The 15,614-nt window shown below is 69.4% G+C and carries 18 protein-coding genes and 1 tRNA gene; 7 read left to right on the top strand and 12 right to left on the bottom strand.

Annotated elements, in window-relative coordinates; all coding sequences use genetic code 11:
• The first annotated feature begins 96 nt into the window (after window positions 1-96).
• Window positions 97-405, top strand: coding sequence for a 4a-hydroxytetrahydrobiopterin dehydratase (locus DDE10_RS13425; RefSeq protein WP_114953297.1), 309 nt, complete (start codon window positions 97-99; stop codon window positions 403-405).
• 115 nt (window positions 406-520) lie between these two features.
• On the opposite strand, the gene DDE10_RS23500 is transcribed toward DDE10_RS13425, so the two are convergent.
• Window positions 521-697, bottom strand: coding sequence for a hypothetical protein (locus DDE10_RS23500; protein WP_162806611.1), 177 nt, complete (start codon window positions 695-697; stop codon window positions 521-523).
• Window positions 698-873: 176 nt separating this feature from the next.
• Between DDE10_RS23500 and DDE10_RS13420 the strand changes: the two genes are divergently transcribed.
• Together DDE10_RS13420 and DDE10_RS13415 are read left to right on the top strand one after the other, a co-directional pair.
• A tRNA-Ser gene (locus tag DDE10_RS13420) sits at window positions 874-964 on the top strand.
• Window positions 965-1,442: 478 nt separating this feature from the next.
• Entirely contained in the window at window positions 1,443-2,609 is a 1,167-nt protein-coding gene (locus DDE10_RS13415) for a hypothetical protein (RefSeq protein ID WP_162806610.1), read from the top strand.
• 103 nt (window positions 2,610-2,712) lie between these two features.
• Here the strand turns inward: DDE10_RS13415 and DDE10_RS13410 are convergent, their stop codons facing one another.
• The 3 genes from DDE10_RS13410 to DDE10_RS13400 all read right to left on the bottom strand — a co-directional run bounded on the left by DDE10_RS13410 (window position 2,713) and on the right by DDE10_RS13400 (window position 4,849).
• Window positions 2,713-3,138 carry a cupin domain-containing protein gene (locus tag DDE10_RS13410; protein WP_114953295.1) on the bottom strand — a complete coding sequence of 142 codons (426 nt, stop codon included), beginning with the start codon at window positions 3,136-3,138 and terminating at the stop codon, window positions 2,713-2,715.
• 26 nt (window positions 3,139-3,164) lie between these two features.
• Window positions 3,165-3,659, bottom strand: a complete 495-nt coding sequence (gene msrB / locus DDE10_RS13405; RefSeq protein ID WP_114953488.1) for a peptide-methionine (R)-S-oxide reductase MsrB — start codon at window positions 3,657-3,659, stop codon at window positions 3,165-3,167.
• 323 nt (window positions 3,660-3,982) lie between these two features.
• On the bottom strand, window positions 3,983-4,849 hold the full coding sequence (locus tag DDE10_RS13400; RefSeq protein ID WP_114953294.1) for a TraB/GumN family protein: 867 nt from the start codon (window positions 4,847-4,849) through the stop codon (window positions 3,983-3,985).
• A gap of 283 nt (window positions 4,850-5,132) precedes the next feature.
• Between DDE10_RS13400 and moaA the strand changes: the two genes are divergently transcribed.
• Complete coding sequence (moaA, locus tag DDE10_RS13395; RefSeq protein ID WP_114953293.1) at window positions 5,133-6,143, top strand: GTP 3',8-cyclase MoaA; 1,011 nt, start codon at window positions 5,133-5,135, stop codon at window positions 6,141-6,143.
• 5 nt (window positions 6,144-6,148) lie between these two features.
• Here moaA and DDE10_RS13390 read toward each other — a convergent pair whose 3' ends face one another.
• On the bottom strand, window positions 6,149-6,694 hold the full coding sequence (locus tag DDE10_RS13390; RefSeq protein ID WP_114953292.1) for an NUDIX domain-containing protein: 546 nt from the start codon (window positions 6,692-6,694) through the stop codon (window positions 6,149-6,151).
• 67 nt (window positions 6,695-6,761) lie between these two features.
• On the opposite strand from DDE10_RS13390, the gene DDE10_RS13385 reads away from it, so the two are divergent.
• Both DDE10_RS13385 and mobA read left to right on the top strand, forming a co-directional pair.
• Complete coding sequence (locus tag DDE10_RS13385) at window positions 6,762-7,502, top strand: sulfite exporter TauE/SafE family protein (protein ID WP_114953291.1); 741 nt, start codon at window positions 6,762-6,764, stop codon at window positions 7,500-7,502.
• Window positions 7,499-8,113, top strand: a complete 615-nt coding sequence (gene mobA / locus DDE10_RS13380) for a molybdenum cofactor guanylyltransferase (RefSeq protein WP_162806609.1) — start codon at window positions 7,499-7,501, stop codon at window positions 8,111-8,113. Before DDE10_RS13385 ends, mobA begins: the two co-directional genes overlap by 4 nt.
• Window positions 8,114-8,304: 191 nt before the next feature.
• Here mobA and DDE10_RS13375 read toward each other — a convergent pair whose 3' ends face one another.
• The 6 genes from DDE10_RS13375 to DDE10_RS13350 all read right to left on the bottom strand — a co-directional run bounded on the left by DDE10_RS13375 (window position 8,305) and on the right by DDE10_RS13350 (window position 11,636).
• Entirely contained in the window at window positions 8,305-9,489 is a 1,185-nt protein-coding gene (locus tag DDE10_RS13375; RefSeq protein ID WP_114953290.1) for a molybdopterin molybdotransferase MoeA, read from the bottom strand.
• Window positions 9,486-9,971: a cyclic pyranopterin monophosphate synthase MoaC gene (gene moaC / locus DDE10_RS13370; protein WP_114953289.1), complete on the bottom strand. Its 486-nt coding sequence runs from the start codon at window positions 9,969-9,971 to the stop codon at window positions 9,486-9,488. Before moaC ends, DDE10_RS13375 begins: the two co-directional genes overlap by 4 nt.
• The gene (gene moaB, locus DDE10_RS13365) at window positions 9,968-10,507 is read right to left on the bottom strand and encodes a molybdenum cofactor biosynthesis protein B (protein WP_114953288.1); all 540 of its coding nucleotides are present in this window, start codon (window positions 10,505-10,507) and stop codon (window positions 9,968-9,970) included. The genes moaC and moaB overlap by 4 nt, the downstream gene beginning before the upstream one ends.
• A gap of 11 nt (window positions 10,508-10,518) precedes the next feature.
• The gene (locus DDE10_RS13360; RefSeq protein ID WP_114953287.1) at window positions 10,519-10,977 is read right to left on the bottom strand and encodes a molybdenum cofactor biosynthesis protein MoaE; all 459 of its coding nucleotides are present in this window, start codon (window positions 10,975-10,977) and stop codon (window positions 10,519-10,521) included.
• Between the two features lies 1 nt (window position 10,978).
• Window positions 10,979-11,218 (bottom strand): MoaD/ThiS family protein, encoded by a 240-nt coding sequence (locus DDE10_RS13355; RefSeq protein ID WP_114953286.1) that lies wholly within the window; start codon window positions 11,216-11,218, stop codon window positions 10,979-10,981.
• A gap of 64 nt (window positions 11,219-11,282) precedes the next feature.
• Window positions 11,283-11,636, bottom strand: a complete 354-nt coding sequence (locus tag DDE10_RS13350) for a YbaN family protein (RefSeq protein WP_114953285.1) — start codon at window positions 11,634-11,636, stop codon at window positions 11,283-11,285.
• 220 nt (window positions 11,637-11,856) lie between these two features.
• Between DDE10_RS13350 and DDE10_RS13345 the strand changes: the two genes are divergently transcribed.
• A complete protein-coding gene (locus DDE10_RS13345) occupies window positions 11,857-13,521 on the top strand; it encodes an isovaleryl-CoA dehydrogenase (RefSeq protein WP_114953284.1) in 1,665 nt (554 codons plus the stop codon).
• Here DDE10_RS13345 and DDE10_RS13340 read toward each other — a convergent pair.
• Window positions 13,518-15,614: a response regulator gene (locus DDE10_RS13340; RefSeq protein WP_114953283.1), complete on the bottom strand. Its 2,097-nt coding sequence runs from the start codon at window positions 15,612-15,614 to the stop codon at window positions 13,518-13,520. The genes DDE10_RS13345 and DDE10_RS13340 overlap by 4 nt on opposite strands.

The following is a 15,614-nucleotide window of genomic DNA, read 5'->3' as shown; positions in this document are numbered from 1 at the left end:
TTCGCGGCGGAGGGAATCGCCGAGCGGCACCCGCGCCCGCGCGATTGGACCCAGGGTCGCCGGTCCGCTATCCGTGGCGACGCACGGGAGGACGAAATGGCCAAGCTCGACGAGACCGCGCGCCAGGCGGCGCTGGCCGATCTGCCGGCCTGGGCGCACGAGCCCGGCCGCGACGCGATCGTCCGCAGCGTGCGCTTCGGCGATTTCGGCGAGGCTTTCGCCTTCATGACGAGGGTCGCGTTCGAGGCCGAGAAAGCCGACCACCATCCCGAGTGGACGAACGTCTGGAACCGGGTCGACATCCTGCTGACCACCCACAGCGCCGGCGGCCTCACCGACAAGGACGTCGCCCTCGCCCGCCGGATCGACGACATAGCCGGAGCCCGCGATTCATCATCGCGATAAGAGCGATAAGAACCGGTGCCTATGATCTGGAATGCAAGCCGGCGAGGCCGGCGCCGCTCCTGCGTGGCGACCTAGTATGTGGCGGCGGCGGAGGAGGGGGCAGGCCGCGGACCGTCTACATCCTCAGCGGCGCCGGTTCCGACTGTCCGGACAGCTCACGAGCGCGCTGCCGGTGCAGCGAGGAGAGCTGCATGTGCGCCCGGGCCGCCGGGATGGACCCGGCCATCAGGCCGAGGTCGAGCTCCTTCATCGCGCGCTTCGAATGATAGGCGATCTGGTCTTCGTTGCTCATGACTCACCCCGGTTTCGAGTCGCTTCGGATCATGCCACGAGGCGCGAGCCATTGCCTTCACCTCGATCAGGCTCCGCCAAGGATAAATGCGGGCGATGACAGGCGCGTGACCGATGCAAGAGCCACCTTGCTCGCGGCGAGCGCGTTCACTAGATGGGCGGTCTTCCGGGACATGCGGAGCGGTGGCCGAGTGGTCGAAGGCGCTCGCCTGGAAAGTGAGTATACGGCAAAACCGTATCGAGGGTTCGAATCCCTCCCGCTCCGCCACCCCGACGCTGCCCATTCAGGCCCCTCCAAGGCTTATCAGCCTGCGGCAATCCCGCCAGTCGAGGCCGTGCGCCCGGGTCAGCCTCGGGGGCCTCGCCCTTCAGCTTTCCGGCCGGACTGTCCCGTTTCGGCTCAGCCTTCTCCCTTGCGGCGGGCTCCTTCTACTAAACCACGGAAATTCCGATTGTTTCGCCTCGCGTACCCAGAACAGGGGATGCGTACCGTAGAAGCCGCATTTAGGTCTCGTTAACGATCCCGAGACCCCTTCACCGGACTACGCCGAACGGCGCTCGTCGAGCGGAGGGCAACGACCGGATCGTCCGCCGGGGGGCCTGGGCGTCGAACTTCTCTTCAGGCCAGATTGCCGTCCGCTCCGAGTGGCAGCTCGCGCGGGTGGTCAGGGATGTCGTGCAAGCGCCCTGCGGTGCGGTCATTTCGGCCGGGCCGTCCAGCTTGCCGCATGAGGGAAGGCACGAAGATGAAGCGCAGCATTTGCACCACCGTATCCGCTCTGGCCCTGTTCGCGGCCGCGCCCGCACTGGCCCAGGACAACGATTCCTCCGTCAATCAGGACGGCACCGCCAATATGGCGGCGGTCGGCCAGTCGGGCTCGGATGCCTCGTCCGAGGTGAACCAGCTCGGCACCAACAATCTCGCCACGGTCAGCCAGAGCGGCTCCGGCGCCAGCGCCACGATCAACCAGGGCGGCGAGCCGGACGCCGGCGAGCAGTCGCGCTTCGGCATGTCGGGCACCTATGAGAGCAGCGGCGCCGAGGCGACCGTGACCCAGGCTTCGGCGGCCGTCGCGACCGTCGACCAGATCGCCGTCGACGGCGGCGCGACCCGCGAGGTCGAGGCAACGATCAGCCAGGACGCAAATGCCGGCGGCTCGACCGCTGCGATCCGGCAGCGCCTCAGCGGCTCGGCCGACGCCACGATCGAGCAGAGCGGCGCGAGCAACCAGTCGACGATCCTGCAATATCAGGGCAACCATTCCGCCCTCAACCAGCAGAGCGGCGAAGAGAATGAGTCGACGATCGACCAGGGTGGCTCGAACACCTCGGCCACCGTCATCCAGTCGGGCGATCGCGGCCGGTCGAGCGTCTTCATCTTCGGCAATAATGACGGCGTCTATGTCGAGCAGCTCGGCGAGGACAATGTCTCGACGGTCGGCCAGTATGGCACGTCGAACGGCATCGCCAACGTCTATCAGGCCGGCGCCCGCAACAACTCGACCGTCGCCCAAGGCGAGCAGAGCTATGCCGAGGTCGATCAGCTCGGCACCGATGGCGTCTCGGGCATCAGCCAGCAGTTCGGCGACACGGCACGGGTGATCCAGACGGCGACGTCGGACAATGCCCGGTCGAGCGTCACCCAGACCGGCGGCTGGTTCTTCCACGACAACGAAGCCACCGTCACCCAGGGAGGCATCGACGTCGAGTCCGACATCCTGCAGGACGGATCCGGAATGACCGCGACCGTCACCCAGGAAGGCGTCGGTTCGACCTCCGACATCGTCCAGAGCGGCAGCGGCCACACCGCTACGGTCGGCCAGTATTCGGACGGCAACGCCTCCAGCGTCACCCAGTCCGGCACCGGCAACAACGCCACCGTGACCCAAGGCACGGCCCCGATCGGCAACTGATCGCGGCTTTCGTGAACGGCCGGCGCCTTCGGGCGCCGGCCGTTTCGAATCGCGGTCCCTCTTCGACGGACGAACCAGCGCCCCTGTCGAGTGCCCGTGGCAGCTACTCCGCAGGCGTGAGCAGCGGCTCGCCTTTTCTCACGATATAGGTCGCCAGTTCGGACGCGCGGTCCCCGCCGAGATTGCGCGCCGAATGCACCGCGCCCGCAGGGATGAACAGGGTCTCGCCGGCCCGGAGCGTCACCGGCGGCCGGCCTTCGAGTCGGTATTCCAGAACGCCCTCGAGTACGTAGGCGACCTCCTCGCCGGGATGCGTATGGCCGGGGGCATAGGCGCCCGGAGCGAAATCGACGCGCACCTGGATCAGCTCGTGGCCGGCCGCGGCGAGGTCGTGGCGGGCGAGGTCCGTCCGCGAGATTCCGGCCGGCAGGGCTGCCGTCGCCGGCGCCGTCGCCTGCGCGTGACCGAGGCTTGCGATCGCGGCGGCGCCGACGAAAAGCGCGAGCCGCAGCGGGTTGGTCGTCTTCATCCGTGTCTCCTTCCGGGCCCGCGGCTTCACTCCGTCCACGGCTCCCCTTCCGGGGCGCCCCGTCCCAGCCTGTCCGGGAGCGGCTCGCCTCGCGGCGTGAAGGCCAGTGACACCGAGTTGATGCAGTAACGCTGCCCGGTCGGCGGCGGCCCGTCCGGAAAGACGTGGCCCTGATGACCGCCGCAGCGGGCGCAGACGATCTCGGTCCGGATCATCCCGTAGCTCGTGTCCTGGATGGTGCGCAGATGCCCCTCCGCGAACGGCGAGGTGAAGCTCGGCCATCCGGTGCCGCTCTCGAACTTCGATCCGCCCTTGAACAGCGGCAGCCCGCAAAGGCGGCAGGTGAACAGGCCCTCGCGCTTCTCGTCGAGGAAGACCCCGCAGAACGGCGCCTCGGTCCCGTGCTCGAGCAGGACGCGCCTTTCATCCTCGTCGAGATCGGCGGCAAGCGCGCGCAGCTGCGCCTCCGACGGCGGCTCGAGATCGAAGGCCGTCCGGATGGCGGCGTCGCTGTCTGTCATCGTCATTCTCCGATTGGTTCATCCGGCAAGTCTCGCCGTCCGTCCTGTTCGCGTGGTTCACCAGGCGGCGGACCCACGGCGAGCTGATTCTGATCCAACGAACCCGTCCGCCCCTGTCGAGAGTCCCGATCGTCGTCCGGCTCGGCGAACCGGGCTATATCACAGCAGGAGGCGCACGCCCATCACCGGGACGGCGAGCGATGGCGGCTGCGGCGGGTGGCGTGGGCACCCGCGTTTGCCGCGCCCTACGACCCGATCGTCGCGAGCGCGGGCGCTCCCATCGAACGGGAGACAGGGTCGGCGCTCGAGGGAAGCCAGCACGATCATCCTCGACGATCCGAATTCGGCGGCCGAAGTCGTGCGGGCGGCGAGGCCGTGAAAGGACGGCCCGCCGATAATATTCCGTCGAAGCCGTCGCGCGCGCGCGAAAGGGTGAGTCCCCGCGGACGGATGGGCTCGCGAGGGGCGACGGGTCGGACGCGGCATTCCGATGGGCCGTCGCCGGCGCTTGGCCCACATGCCCAGACTTCGCCGCCGCCCCGTACGAAAGCGAGTGCGATGGTGCCGTCCCGAGGAAGATACTGGGACATGGACTGGAACGGCGGCCCCAGCGACGTCCAGGGACTCTTGCCGGCATGGCCGAGGCCGGTGAGCGCCACGGTTCGGGCATGAGGCCGCGTCCGCTGGGCCGCCAGGAGATTGCGCGCCATGCCTTCCTCGCGCGCGGCGGACGTGCCGGGCTGCGCGCTTGGATGATCGAAGGCGACGATCGCAATGTCTGCGCCGGCCGACCTCAGCGATCTCAGCACGTCCACAACGGCCAGGATCGCTTCGCTCGCACGACCATGGCGATCGGCCCAGCCCGGCGACGCCAGGAGCGCGGCGCGCGCCGCAGGCCCGCCGTCCGAGGCGAGATAGGCGTCCAGAGCCGCCTGGTCCTCGGGCAGGAATTCCAGCCCGACGGTAAGCGCCAGACCTGCGGACGAAAGCGTGCAGACGAGGTCTGCGAAGGCTTCGGGCAGTTCGTTCGTGCCGTGCGCCTCGCCGAAGAGGACGAAGTCGGGACCGGTTGGCCGAGCCAGTTCCTCCGCCCCCGGCAACGCCGCGCAAGGGCGGGCGGCCGCCCGCCCTTGCGCCGGCAGCGCCAGGGTCAGGCCGCACAGGGCCAACATGAAGAGCGCGTGTTTCATGAACTTCCTCTTGGGCAAATGGCACCGCTGCGTGCCTGACTTCGTGAGGAGCAGCCGCGTCGCCGCGCCGGAAGCGCCGCGCGACGACCGGTCGGGAGATTTCGACGGGCGATGGAGCGGGTCAAGAGGACTTTGCGGGCCTGGCAAGGCATCCCCGGACCGGCTCATGCCGAAAAGCGCATCCTGGCGCCGGCCGTGACCATCCAGCGCATCTGCCGTCGCGGGAACCGCGGCCATGCCGGCTCGTCTTGTCCAGTGGCCCTGGAGAGCCTAGCTGAACCACATGACGCCGAGGCAAGCCGCCGCCGAGAACGGCCTGGTCGACTCGTTCGGCCGGCGGGTCACTTATGTCCGCCTCTCGGTCACCGACCGCTGCGACCTGCGCTGCCGCTATTGCATGGCCGAGACGATGCAGTTCCTCCCGCGCAGCGAGATCCTCACCTTCGAGGAGATCGTCGCGCTTGCCGATATCTTCATCGAGCGCGGCGTCAGGCGGATCCGCCTGACCGGCGGCGAGCCGCTGGTCAGGCGGGGAATCGACGCGCTCGTCGCCGCTCTGGGTGTCCGCATCGGCGACGGCCTCGACGAGCTCACCCTCACCACCAACGGCACCCAGCTCGCCCGCTTCGCCGAGCCGCTGCGCCGCGCCGGCGTGCGCCGCGTCAATGTCAGCCTCGACAGCCGTGACCCCGCCCGCTTCCGGTACATCACCCGGCGCGGCGACCTCGACAAGGTGCTTGGCGGGATCGAGGCCGCGGCCGCTGCCGGCCTGGCGGTCAAGATCAACATGGTTGCGCTGCGCGGGCTCAACGAGGACGAGATCGAGCCGATGCTGCGCTGGTGCGCGGCGCGGGGACATGACCTTACCCTTATCGAGACCATGCCGCTGGGCGAGGTCGAGGAGGACCGCAGCGATCATTATCTGCCGCTCGATGTGATTCGGGACCGGCTCGAGCGACGCTTCGCGCTGACGCCCTCGCTTCGCCGCACGGGCGGGCCGGCGCGCTATTACGAGGTGGGCGGCACCGGAATAAGGCTTGGCCTGATCACACCGCTCACCGGCAATTTCTGCGAGGGCTGCAACCGGATCAGGGTCGCCGCGACCGGCACCGTCTATGGCTGCCTCGGACACGACCAGAAGGTCGAGCTGCGGGACCTGCTCCGCGCCGGCGGACGAGGCGCGGTCGACGAGGCGCTCGACCGGCTGCTCGCCGGAAAGCCGAGGGGCCACGCCTTCGACATCGCCGCCGCGCGGCCCGCGGTGCCCCGGCACATGAGCGTGACCGGCGGCTGATTCCTTCAGGAATGGGGATCGGACGGGGCCGAGCCGCCCGCCGGCGGGGCCTGGCCCGCACCGCCGAGGATTCGCGGCATGGCGAGCTCGATCCACTGGCGCGCCGGGTTCGACAGATCCCGTGGCAGCGCGTCCGGCTCGGCCTCAGTCACCGATTCGATCTCGATCGACCAGCGCGGCTGGTACTCGACGTCGCGGACGACGAAGAGCGAATCGGCTTCACGCTTCATGTCGGGCTGATCGTCGATCTCGCTGACCGGCTCGACCGCTCCATGGCGGACCAGGCCGATCTCCTCCCTGAGCTCGCGAAGCGCGGCGGCCTGCGGATCCTCGTCGGCGGCGCGTCCGCCTCCGGGCAGGCGCCAGCCGCGCGCATAGCGAAGCTTCACCAGCACCAGTCGGCCGGCCGGCGTCAGCGGAACCGCATGGGCACCGAGGGTCCTGGAGCCGCGGATGAACCAGAAGGCGCGTCGCAGCCCCTGGAAGGCTGTCAGGGCCCATCGCAGCGGCTTGCGGGTGGCGCGCTCGAACACGGCCGGCCTGTGGGCCATGTCGCCGCGCGAAGCAATCTGGGCGGCTCGACGGCCGCGCGTGCAGCGATTAGCCAGAACGACGGCGATGGATTCCTCGGCCCTCCTCTGGATCGCGCTGCTGATGGCGGTGGCGGCGGCGCTCTATTCCTCCGTCGGCCATGGCGGCGCCTCGGCCTATCTGGCGATCATGGCTCTGTTCGCAGTGGCCCCCGAGACGATGCGGCCGACGGCGCTGGCGCTCAATCTCGTCGTCGCCGGATTCGGCACCGCTCGTTATGCGCTGGCCGGCAAGACCAACTGGCGGCTTCTGGCAGCCTTTGTCGTGACCGCCGCGCCGGCCGCCTTCGTCGGCGGCTGGGTCTCGATCCCGCCCGATCTCTACCGCCCGCTGGTGGGCCTGCTGCTGTGGCTCGCGGCGCTGCGCCTGTTCTGGCAGCCGAAGTCGCTCGCGGAGCGTCCCGTCCGGATGCCGCCGCTCGCCGTAGCGCTCCCCGCCGGCGCCGGTCTCGGCCTCCTCGCCGGCCTGACCGGCACCGGAGGCGGCATCTTCCTCAGTCCGCTCATCATCCTCTTCCACTGGGAGGAGCCGCGCCGCACCTCCGGCGTCGCCGCCGCCTTCATCTTCATCAATTCCGCGGCGGGCCTCGCCGGCAATGTCGCCGCCGTGCAGGCGCTGCCGTCCGAGCTGCCGGTCCTCGCCGCCGCCGTCGCCGGGGGCGCCCTCCTTGGCACCTGGCTCGGCGTCGACCGGCTTCCGCGCGACCGCCTGCTCCAGGCTCTCGGCCTGGTGCTCGCGATCGCCGGCTTCAAGCTGATCTTCACGTGATCGAGCCTGCGGAGCTGGCGGTGGTCGTCCTCGCCGGCGGCGAAGGGCGCCGAATCGGCGGCGGCAAGCCGTTGCGAAAGCTCGGCGGCGAGACGCTGATCGACCGTGCGCTGCGCAAGGCGCGGCGTTGGTCGCCTTATGTCGCCGTCGCTCTGCGCGCCGAAACCCACCTCGGCGCTGTCGATGCGGACCGCCTCAGCGACGATTCCGACGTCGCGGGGCCCCTCGCGGGTGTCGCGGCGGCCCTTCGATATGCGAAGAAGGCGGGCCGCGCGGCCTTGTTGACCATTCCCTGTGACACCCCGTTCGTCCCCGACGATCTCGCGTCCCGGCTGGTCATCGAGATCGGCGACGCGGCGGTTGCGGTCGCAGCAAGCGGCGGCGAAATCCATCCGGTCTGCGCCCTTTGGAAAGTGGAGGCGCTCGCGAACCTCGCCGGCTATGTCGCCAGCGGCCGACGCTCGCTCCGCGGCTTCGCGGCCGAGATCGGATTCCGGGTGGCGGAATGGCCGAGCGAGCCCATCGATCCCTTCTTCAACGTCAATACGGCCGAGGAGCTGGCGCAGGCCGAGGCCTGGCTCGCCCGCCGCAACGCCGACCCTGTAGGATAGGGACAGGCCGAGTGGCGCGAGGGAGCGCTTGTCGTTGGCCTTTCGCTACGACTATGACCGTGACACGTTCCTCGTCCTGGCTATGTGTTCCTGATCATCCTCGCCGCGCTTCTGCTCGCGCTGATGTCGGTCACCCGTCGCGGACAGCCCAAGAGCCGCCGACTCACCTGACCAGGACAGGCTCTAGGGCGTCAGAAATCGAGCACCTCGACGATCTCGCCGGCCCCGGCGGCGGGAGCGCCGGCGCGGCGGCGGATCAGCCAATCGGCGGCGGCGAGGCTGTGCTGCGCGCCCGAATCCTGGTTGCCGAGTGGAATTGCCGCGTCGTCCTCACGGCGCGCGCGCACGAATGTCTCGCGGTCGCCGCAGGGGCCGAGCGCCGCCGCCAGCCGCGCCGAGCGCCATCGCAGCGCCTCGGCCGGATCGCGGCCGGTCTGGCCGGCGAGCAGCGGCGCGAGAAGAAGGCGCGCGGTCACCAGCGCCGAGGTAGGGTTGCCGGGCAGGCCCATCACCAGGGTGGTGCCGAGCCGCCCGAGCCAGACCGGCTTGCCCGGCTTGATCGCGACCTTTGAAAAGATCAGATCGAGCGGCTCGCCGAACATCGGCTTGGCGAAATCCTTGTCGCCGACCGAGGCGCCGCCCGTGACGACCACCAGGTCGGCCGCCGCGACCGCCTCGGCCGCGGCCTCGCTCATCGCGGCCAGATCGTCGCGCAGCCGGCGGCGCCCGACCGTGTTCGCTCCCCACGCCTCGGCGAGGGCGGCGACGCCGTAGGACACGCTCTCGGGGATGGCCGCGGGCGTGGACCGGGCACGTCCCGGCTCCACGAGCTCGTCACCGGTGCCGAGGACGATCAGTCGCGGCCGCCGCCACACCTCGATTTCCCCATGATCGGCGCCCGCCGCCGCGACCAAAGCCCGCGCATCCAGGCGCCTGCCCGGTTCGAGCAGCACGGCGCCGGCTCGAAAGTCGGAGCCGGCGCGGCGGATGTGCCGCGCCTCGCCAGGCCCCTGCCCGATCAGCGCGATGTCGCCGTCGCGCTCGACATTCTCCTGGATGACCACGCGGTCGACGCCCGGCGGCACCGGCCCGCCGGTGAAGATGCGTATGCACTCGCCCTTACCGAGCGTGCCGACGAAGCCGTCGCCGGGAAAGGACTGGCCGACGACGCGCAGCCGCGCCGGCAGCTCGGCGAGGTCGGCATCGCGCAGCGCATAGCCGTCCATCGCCGAGACATTGCAGGGCGGCGAATCGACCCGTGCCTCGACGCTTCGCGCCAGTACCCGTCCTTGCGCCCGCTCGATCGGAACCGTCTCGACAGCGAGAGGCGAGGCCGCGCGCCCTACCAACGCGGTGGCCTCGTCGAAGGTGATCAAGGTGCCGGCGTCCGCTGCCAGTCGCCCGATTTGCCGCCGCTCTTCGCCGTCACCGCGATCCCGCCGATCGTCATCGTCCGGTCGATCGCCTTCAGCATGTCGAACAGGGTCAGGCAGGCGACCGAGACGGCGGTGAGCGCTTCCATCTCGACACCCGTGACCCCGTTCGTGCGCGCCTCCGCCTCGATCCGGAAGCCTGGCAGCGCCTCGTCGATGGCGATGCGCACATCGACCTTGGTGAGCGGCAGCGGATGGCAGAGCGGGATGAGGTCGGCCGTCCGCTTCGCCGCCATCATGCCGGCGAGCTCCGCGGTCTGGACGACGGCGCCCTTGGGCGCGGTTCCGGCCTGCACCTGCGCCAGCGTCTCCTCGAGGCATCGCACTTCGCCGATGGCGGTGGCGACCCGGTGCGTCGGCGCCTTGTCGGAGACGTCGACCATCCGCGCGCGGCCGGCCTCGTCGAGATGGCTGAGGCCGCTCATGCGCACAGATGCCGCAGCCGGGGAACCTGACCGGCGAGCGAGCAGGGGCGATAGCGGCTGTCCAGCTCGAGGGAGAGGACGAGGTCCCAGCCGTCGCGGCAGGCGCCGGTCGAGCCCGGCAGGCAGAAGACGAACGTGTCGTCGATCTGGCCGGCAAAGGCACGCGACTGCAGCGTGGAGACGCCGACCGTGCCGAGGCTGGCCTGGTGGAAGACGATCGAGAAGCCGTCCATCTCGCGCCGGAACAACGGCTTCACCGCTTCCGGCGTCACGTCGCGCGGCGCGAAGCCGGTGCCGCCGGTGGTGAGGATGACGTCGACTTCCGGATCGTCGGCCCAGACCCGGATCCGGCTGCGTATCGCCTCCACATCGTCGGTGGCGATGGTGCGCCCCGCCAATATGTGGCCCGCGGCGGCGAGCCGCTCGGCCAACAGCTTTCCGGACGTGTCCGTCTCCTCGGTTCGGGTGTCGGAGACGGTGAGAACCGCGATCCGCAACGGGTGGAAGGTCAGCCTCTCGTCAATTCTTCCCGGCATGAGACGGCCCTTTAGCGCCAGCGGTCGCGGTCGGCATAGTCCCGGTCGGTCGGCTCGATCCAGCGCGACCCGTCCGGTCCGTCCTCGCGCTTCCAGAACATCGCCTCGGTCTTCAGCCGGTCCATCAGATAGTCGGCCGCCTCGAAAGCGGCGCGGCGATGGCGCGAGGCGGCGGCGACGAAGACGATCGGCTCGCCGGGACGGATCGCGCCGCAGCGATGGACGATGCGGACCGCGCTCACCTGGAAGCGCCGCTCAGACTCGGCCGCGATGGCTTCCAGCGAGAGAACGGTGAGGCGCGGATGATGGTCCAGGAAGAGGCCGTGGACCGCCTCTCCCGTTTTGGTGGCCGGCCGCGCCAGCCCGACGAAGCTCACTACCGCGCCTTCGCCGTCGAGCTCGGCGATGAAGCCGGCCAGCTCGCTTTCGGGTTCGAACGGCGTATCGGCCAGTCGGCTGTGGATCGCCATCTCAGCCACCGGACAGCGGCGGCAGGAAGGCGATCTCGCTGGCGTCGTCGATCGGATCTTCGTCCCCGGCGACCGAATCGTCGACACAGACGCGCAACCGCGGTCCGTTGAGGTCGGCATCGGGGTGGCGCTCTGCGAGCAGCCGCCGCAGCGCGCCGACCGTGTTCACCGACGGGGGCGGCGTCAGGTCGAGTTCACGGCCGATCGTCTCGCCAAGCCTGCCGAAGAAGAGGATCCTCATCGCAATGCGACCATCCTTGCCCGTTCCTGTCCCGCCGTGGACATCGGCGTGGCGGAATGCCGCCTTAGCCGTCGGGGCGGGTCCATATCCAGCTTCCGGCGACCAGACTGGCGGCGAGCGGCAGGAACGACCAGGGGAAGTCCAGGAGCAGGAAGCCGAGGGTGATGCTGAAGGCGAAGGCGGCGGTGGCCGCCTTCTTCCCTCGCCGACTGATCGCCCGGCGCGTCCGCCATGCCACGATATGCGGTCCGAAGCGCGGATGCTCGACCAGCCAACGCTCGACGCCCGGATGACCGCGTGCGAACAGGAAGGCGGCGAGAATGACGAAGGGCACGGTCGGCAGCAGCGGCACCACCGTCCCGACCACGCCGAGGACCAGAGAGATCGCGCCGAGGATCATGTAGCCGAGCCGGATCATCGAGCGCCGGTGCGCGGATACAGCGGGGCTGTCCAGCCCAGGGTTGAACCATCGCGGATCGGGGCACTCTCCCCATGCGAAGGAGGGGAAGCTCGCAAGGGCGGCCCCGGCCACTGGCTCCCCGGCCACGGCGCCGGGGGGCGCCGAGAAGTATCGTTCCGGAAACGGGGCCGATCAAGGCCGGCTGACCCGCCGCCGGGGAATGTGCTAGTCGCCGTCCATGCCTCCCCACGCTCCCGCGACCCGCTTGCTGACCCACGACGTCGCCAACCAGCCGGACGAACTTGCCGGCCGCAACCTCTACGCGACGGATGTCGCTTTTCGCGACGCGGCGCTGCGGGAGGGCGGTGGCTGGCTCGATCCGCGTCTCGACGCGCTCGGCGCGGCGGTGGGATCCGAAGCGGTCATCGAGCTCGGCGAGCTCGCCAATCGGCATCCGCCGGAGCTTCGGACCTTCGATCGCCAGGGTCGCCGCCTCGACGAGGTGCGCTTCCACCCCGCCTACCACCAGCTGATGGCGCTGGCGATGGAGCACGGCATCCACGACATCGCCTGGCGGGCGCCCGGCGCCGGCGGTCATGTCGGTCACGCGGCGATGCTCGCTTTGTTCACCCAGGCCGAGGCCGGGACCATGTGTCCGATCAATATGACCTATGCGGCGGTGCCGGCGCTCCGCAGCGCCGCCGCGGTCGGCGCGCCATGGGCCGCGAAGCTGGTCGGCGGGGTCTATGACGCGCCGCTGCGGCCGATCGCGGAAAAGCGGGGCATCTCCCTCGGCATGGCGATGACGGAGAAGCAGGGCGGGAGCGACGTGCGCGCGAATACGACCCGCGCCCATCGGCTGGACGGAAGCGGCGGTCATGCCTTCCGCCTGGTCGGTCACAAATGGTTCTGCTCGGCGCCGATGAGCGACGGGTTCCTCACGCTCGCCTATAGCGAGGGTGGATTGTCCTGCTTCCTGGTGCCGAGGATCAAGCCGGACGGCGAGCGCAACGCCATCCATCTCATGCGCTTGAAGGACAAGCTCGGCAATCGTTCCAACGCGTCGGCCGAGATCGAATATCACGATGCCTATGCCGAGCTGCTCGGCGAGGAGGGAAGGGGCGTGCGGACCATCATCGAGATGGTCCACCATACCCGGCTCGGCACCATCGCCGGTACGCTCGGTATCATGCGCATGGCGCTCGCTTTGGCCGTGCATCATGCCGCCGGCCGCCGCGCCTTCCAGAAGAGCCTCATAGACCAGCCGGCGATGCGCGGCGTGCTCGCCGATCTGGCGGTGGAATATGAGGCGGCGGTGGCCCTCACCTTCCGTGTCGGTCGCGCCTTCGATGGCGCCGGCGAGGGGGAACGCGCCTTCGCCCGGCTGGCCGTCGCGGTGGCCAAATATTGGCTGACCAAGCGCAATCCCGGCTTCGTCTACGAATGCATGGAGTGCCTGGGAGGTGCCGGCTATGTCGAGGAGAGCCCGCTCCCTCGCCTGTTCCGGGAATCGCCGCTCAATGCCATCTGGGAAGGTTCGGGCAATGTCATCGCGCTCGACATCCTGCGGACGCTCCATCGCGAGCCTTCCGCATTCGAGACGTTCATGGCTGAGCTGGCGCTCGCCCGGGGCGCGGACCCGCGGCTCGACCACGCCATCGATGCGCTTGCCGGCCTGCTCCGCGCCGGCGCACCGCCGGAGGCGCAAGCGCGCATGCTGGCCGAGCGGATGGCCCTGGTGCTGCAAGCGTCGCTGCTGGCGCGCCACGCGCCGGTCGCCGTTGCCGACGCCTTCATCTCCAGCCGGCTGGACGACACCGGCGGCCGCGCCTTCGGCACGCTTCCGTTGACCGCCGACGTGACGGCGATTCTCGCCCGACAGACTGGCGACGTCGCGGTCTAGCCCGCCGTCCTGGCAATGGGCGCCGGGGCCGGGGCTGCGTCCGCTACCGACGGGGGCATTACGCTCCGGATCGCAGCCCGCATCTGGTCGAGCGAGAACGGCTTGGTCAGCACGATCGCGTCGGCCGGCTTGCTCAATATGGCTTCGGCATCGGCATAGCCGCTGATGATGATCGCCGGCAGGTCGACCCGGACGGTCCGCGCCTTGTGCAGGAGCTCGCCGCCCGACATTCCGGGCATCGCATAATCGGTGACAATGAGATCGTATCCGTCCGGCGAGGCACGGAGCTGCCGCAGCATCGACCGACCGTCGGCGGCGGATTCGACCTCGTGGCCCAGATCGGCGAGCATGCCTGCCGTCGTCTCGCGGACCGCGGCATGATCGTCGACGAGCAGGACCCGGAGCGGCCGCATCGCCTCCTCGCCGCCGTCGCAGGTTTCGGCCGCGGTGTCGCCGTGGCGCGCACGCTCCGGCGCCCGCGGTAGCCAGATTTCGACTATGGTGCCTTCGCCGACGGCCGAGGCGATGTCGATCGCCCCGCCTGATTGACGCGCGAAGCCGTAGACCATCGACAGGCCGAGCCCGGTGCCCTCGCCCATTTGCTTGGTGGTGAAGAACGGCTCCGTGACCTGCTCGAGAATGTCGGCCGGAATGCCGCTGCCATTGTCCCTGACGGCCAGCACGACATAGTCGCCGGCGGGGAGGCCGAGCGGATTGTCGCCTTCGGCGGCGGCGTTGCGCGCCTCGACCTTGATCCGGCCGCCCTTCGGCATCGCGTCGCGCGCATTGATGATGAGGTTCATCAGAGCGAGCTCGAGCTGTGTGCTGTCCGCAAACGCGCACCAGATCTGCTCGTCCGCCTCCCACTGCAGCTCGACGAGCCCGCCGAGCGTGTGAGCGAGCAGATCGGTGACGTTGCTGGACAGCCGGGCGAGGTCGATCTCGGCCGGCTGGAGCTGCTGGCGCCGCGCGAAGGCGAGCAGGCGCCCTACGAGCTCCGATCCCTGCTCGGCCGCGCGCCGGGTCATCGTGAGGATCTTCTTGTGATCGTCGCCCAGCGGCAGGCGCCGCTCGATCAGGCCGATGCCGCCGAGGACCGCGGCCAGGAGATTGTTGAAGTCATGGGCGATGCCGCCGGTCAGCTTGCCGATCGCGTCCATCTTGCGCGCCTGCAGCAGTTGGTTCTCGAGGTCCTTGCGGTCGCTGACGTCGAGCAGGGTGCCGGCATATTGGGTGGCGCCGCCATCCGCGTCTCTGAGCAGGACCGCCTGATCCAGGAAATGCTTGTAGCAGCCGTCGGCGCATTGCCAGCGATATTCGATCGCCATGAAGCCGGTGCGCCGACGTTCGTGCAGCGCCTGCAGCGCCCGTTCCCGGTCGTCCGGATGGAGCCGTTCCGCCCATATCGTCGGCCGTTCCTGGACCGCGTCGAACGGGAATCCCGTGACCGCGGCGAAATTGCCGCCGACGAATTGCGGCACGCGGGGACTGACGCCGTCGGGCTCGATGTAGAGGATGATCGGCAGCGAGCGGATGATCGCCGCCTGCCGCTGCTCGGCCAGACGAAGCTCCTGCTCGACGCGAAGCCGCTCGGCATTGGCGCGCAGATTCTCGTCGAGCAGGCGCTGCTCCATTTCTGCCTTGCGTTGGATCTCGCGGGTCATCGTGAACAGATCCACGAAAACCGCGACCTTGGATCGGAGCACGACCGGCTCGACCGGCTTGAACACATAGTCGACGGCGCCCATCGCGTAACCGCGGATCAGATGCTCCTTCTCCTTGTTGACGGCGGAAAGGAAGACGATCGGGATGCGCTTGGTTTGCTCGCGCTGCCGGATGAGCTGTGCGGTCTCGTAGCCGTCCAGTCCGGGCATGTAGACGTCGAGCAGGATGACCGCGAATTCGCTCTTCAGCAGGTGACGAAGCGCCTCCTCGCCCGAAGAGGCGGTCTCGACATCCGCGATGTCCTCGATCACCGTGCGGATGGCGAGCAGGTTGCGCTCGTCGTCGTCGACGATCAGGACGCGCGCTCGCGATCCTGCAGCGATCGCAGGCGCGCCGTTGGCCGCCAGGCTCGGAATCGTCCCGGTCAT

It is taken from the genome of Sphingosinicella terrae, from assembly GCF_003347635.1.
Classification (GTDB): Bacteria; Pseudomonadota; Alphaproteobacteria; order Sphingomonadales; family Sphingomonadaceae; genus Allosphingosinicella; species Allosphingosinicella terrae.
The sequence above is the reverse complement of the archived record's forward strand: the minus strand, read 5'-3'. Positions and strand labels throughout refer to the sequence as shown.

Excerpts from the sequence above, each read along its gene's own strand:
- DDE10_RS13425 (WP_114953297.1), top strand. The coding sequence starts at position 97 with ATGGCCAAGCTCGACGAGACCGCGCGCCAGGCGGCGCTGGCCGATCTG.
- DDE10_RS23500 (WP_162806611.1), bottom strand. The coding sequence starts at position 697 with ATGAGCAACGAAGACCAGATCGCCTATCATTCGAAGCGCGCGATGAAG.
- DDE10_RS13415 (WP_162806610.1), top strand. The coding sequence starts at position 1,443 with ATGAAGCGCAGCATTTGCACCACCGTATCCGCTCTGGCCCTGTTCGCG.
- DDE10_RS13410 (WP_114953295.1), bottom strand. The coding sequence starts at position 3,138 with ATGAAGACGACCAACCCGCTGCGGCTCGCGCTTTTCGTCGGCGCCGCC.
- msrB (WP_114953488.1), bottom strand. The coding sequence starts at position 3,659 with ATGACAGACAGCGACGCCGCCATCCGGACGGCCTTCGATCTCGAGCCG.
- DDE10_RS13400 (WP_114953294.1), bottom strand. The coding sequence starts at position 4,849 with ATGAAACACGCGCTCTTCATGTTGGCCCTGTGCGGCCTGACCCTGGCG.
- moaA (WP_114953293.1), top strand. The coding sequence starts at position 5,133 with ATGACGCCGAGGCAAGCCGCCGCCGAGAACGGCCTGGTCGACTCGTTC.
- DDE10_RS13390 (WP_114953292.1), bottom strand. The coding sequence starts at position 6,694 with ATGGCCCACAGGCCGGCCGTGTTCGAGCGCGCCACCCGCAAGCCGCTG.
- DDE10_RS13385 (WP_114953291.1), top strand. The coding sequence starts at position 6,762 with ATGGATTCCTCGGCCCTCCTCTGGATCGCGCTGCTGATGGCGGTGGCG.
- moaC (WP_114953289.1), bottom strand. The coding sequence starts at position 9,971 with ATGAGCGGCCTCAGCCATCTCGACGAGGCCGGCCGCGCGCGGATGGTC.
- moaB (WP_114953288.1), bottom strand. The coding sequence starts at position 10,507 with ATGCCGGGAAGAATTGACGAGAGGCTGACCTTCCACCCGTTGCGGATC.
- DDE10_RS13360 (WP_114953287.1), bottom strand. The coding sequence starts at position 10,977 with ATGGCGATCCACAGCCGACTGGCCGATACGCCGTTCGAACCCGAAAGC.
- DDE10_RS13355 (WP_114953286.1), bottom strand. The coding sequence starts at position 11,218 with ATGAGGATCCTCTTCTTCGGCAGGCTTGGCGAGACGATCGGCCGTGAA.
- DDE10_RS13350 (WP_114953285.1), bottom strand. The coding sequence starts at position 11,636 with ATGATCCGGCTCGGCTACATGATCCTCGGCGCGATCTCTCTGGTCCTC.
- DDE10_RS13345 (WP_114953284.1), top strand. The coding sequence starts at position 11,857 with ATGCCTCCCCACGCTCCCGCGACCCGCTTGCTGACCCACGACGTCGCC.
- DDE10_RS13340 (WP_114953283.1), bottom strand. The coding sequence starts at position 15,614 with ATGACCGGGACGATTCCGAGCCTGGCGGCCAACGGCGCGCCTGCGATC.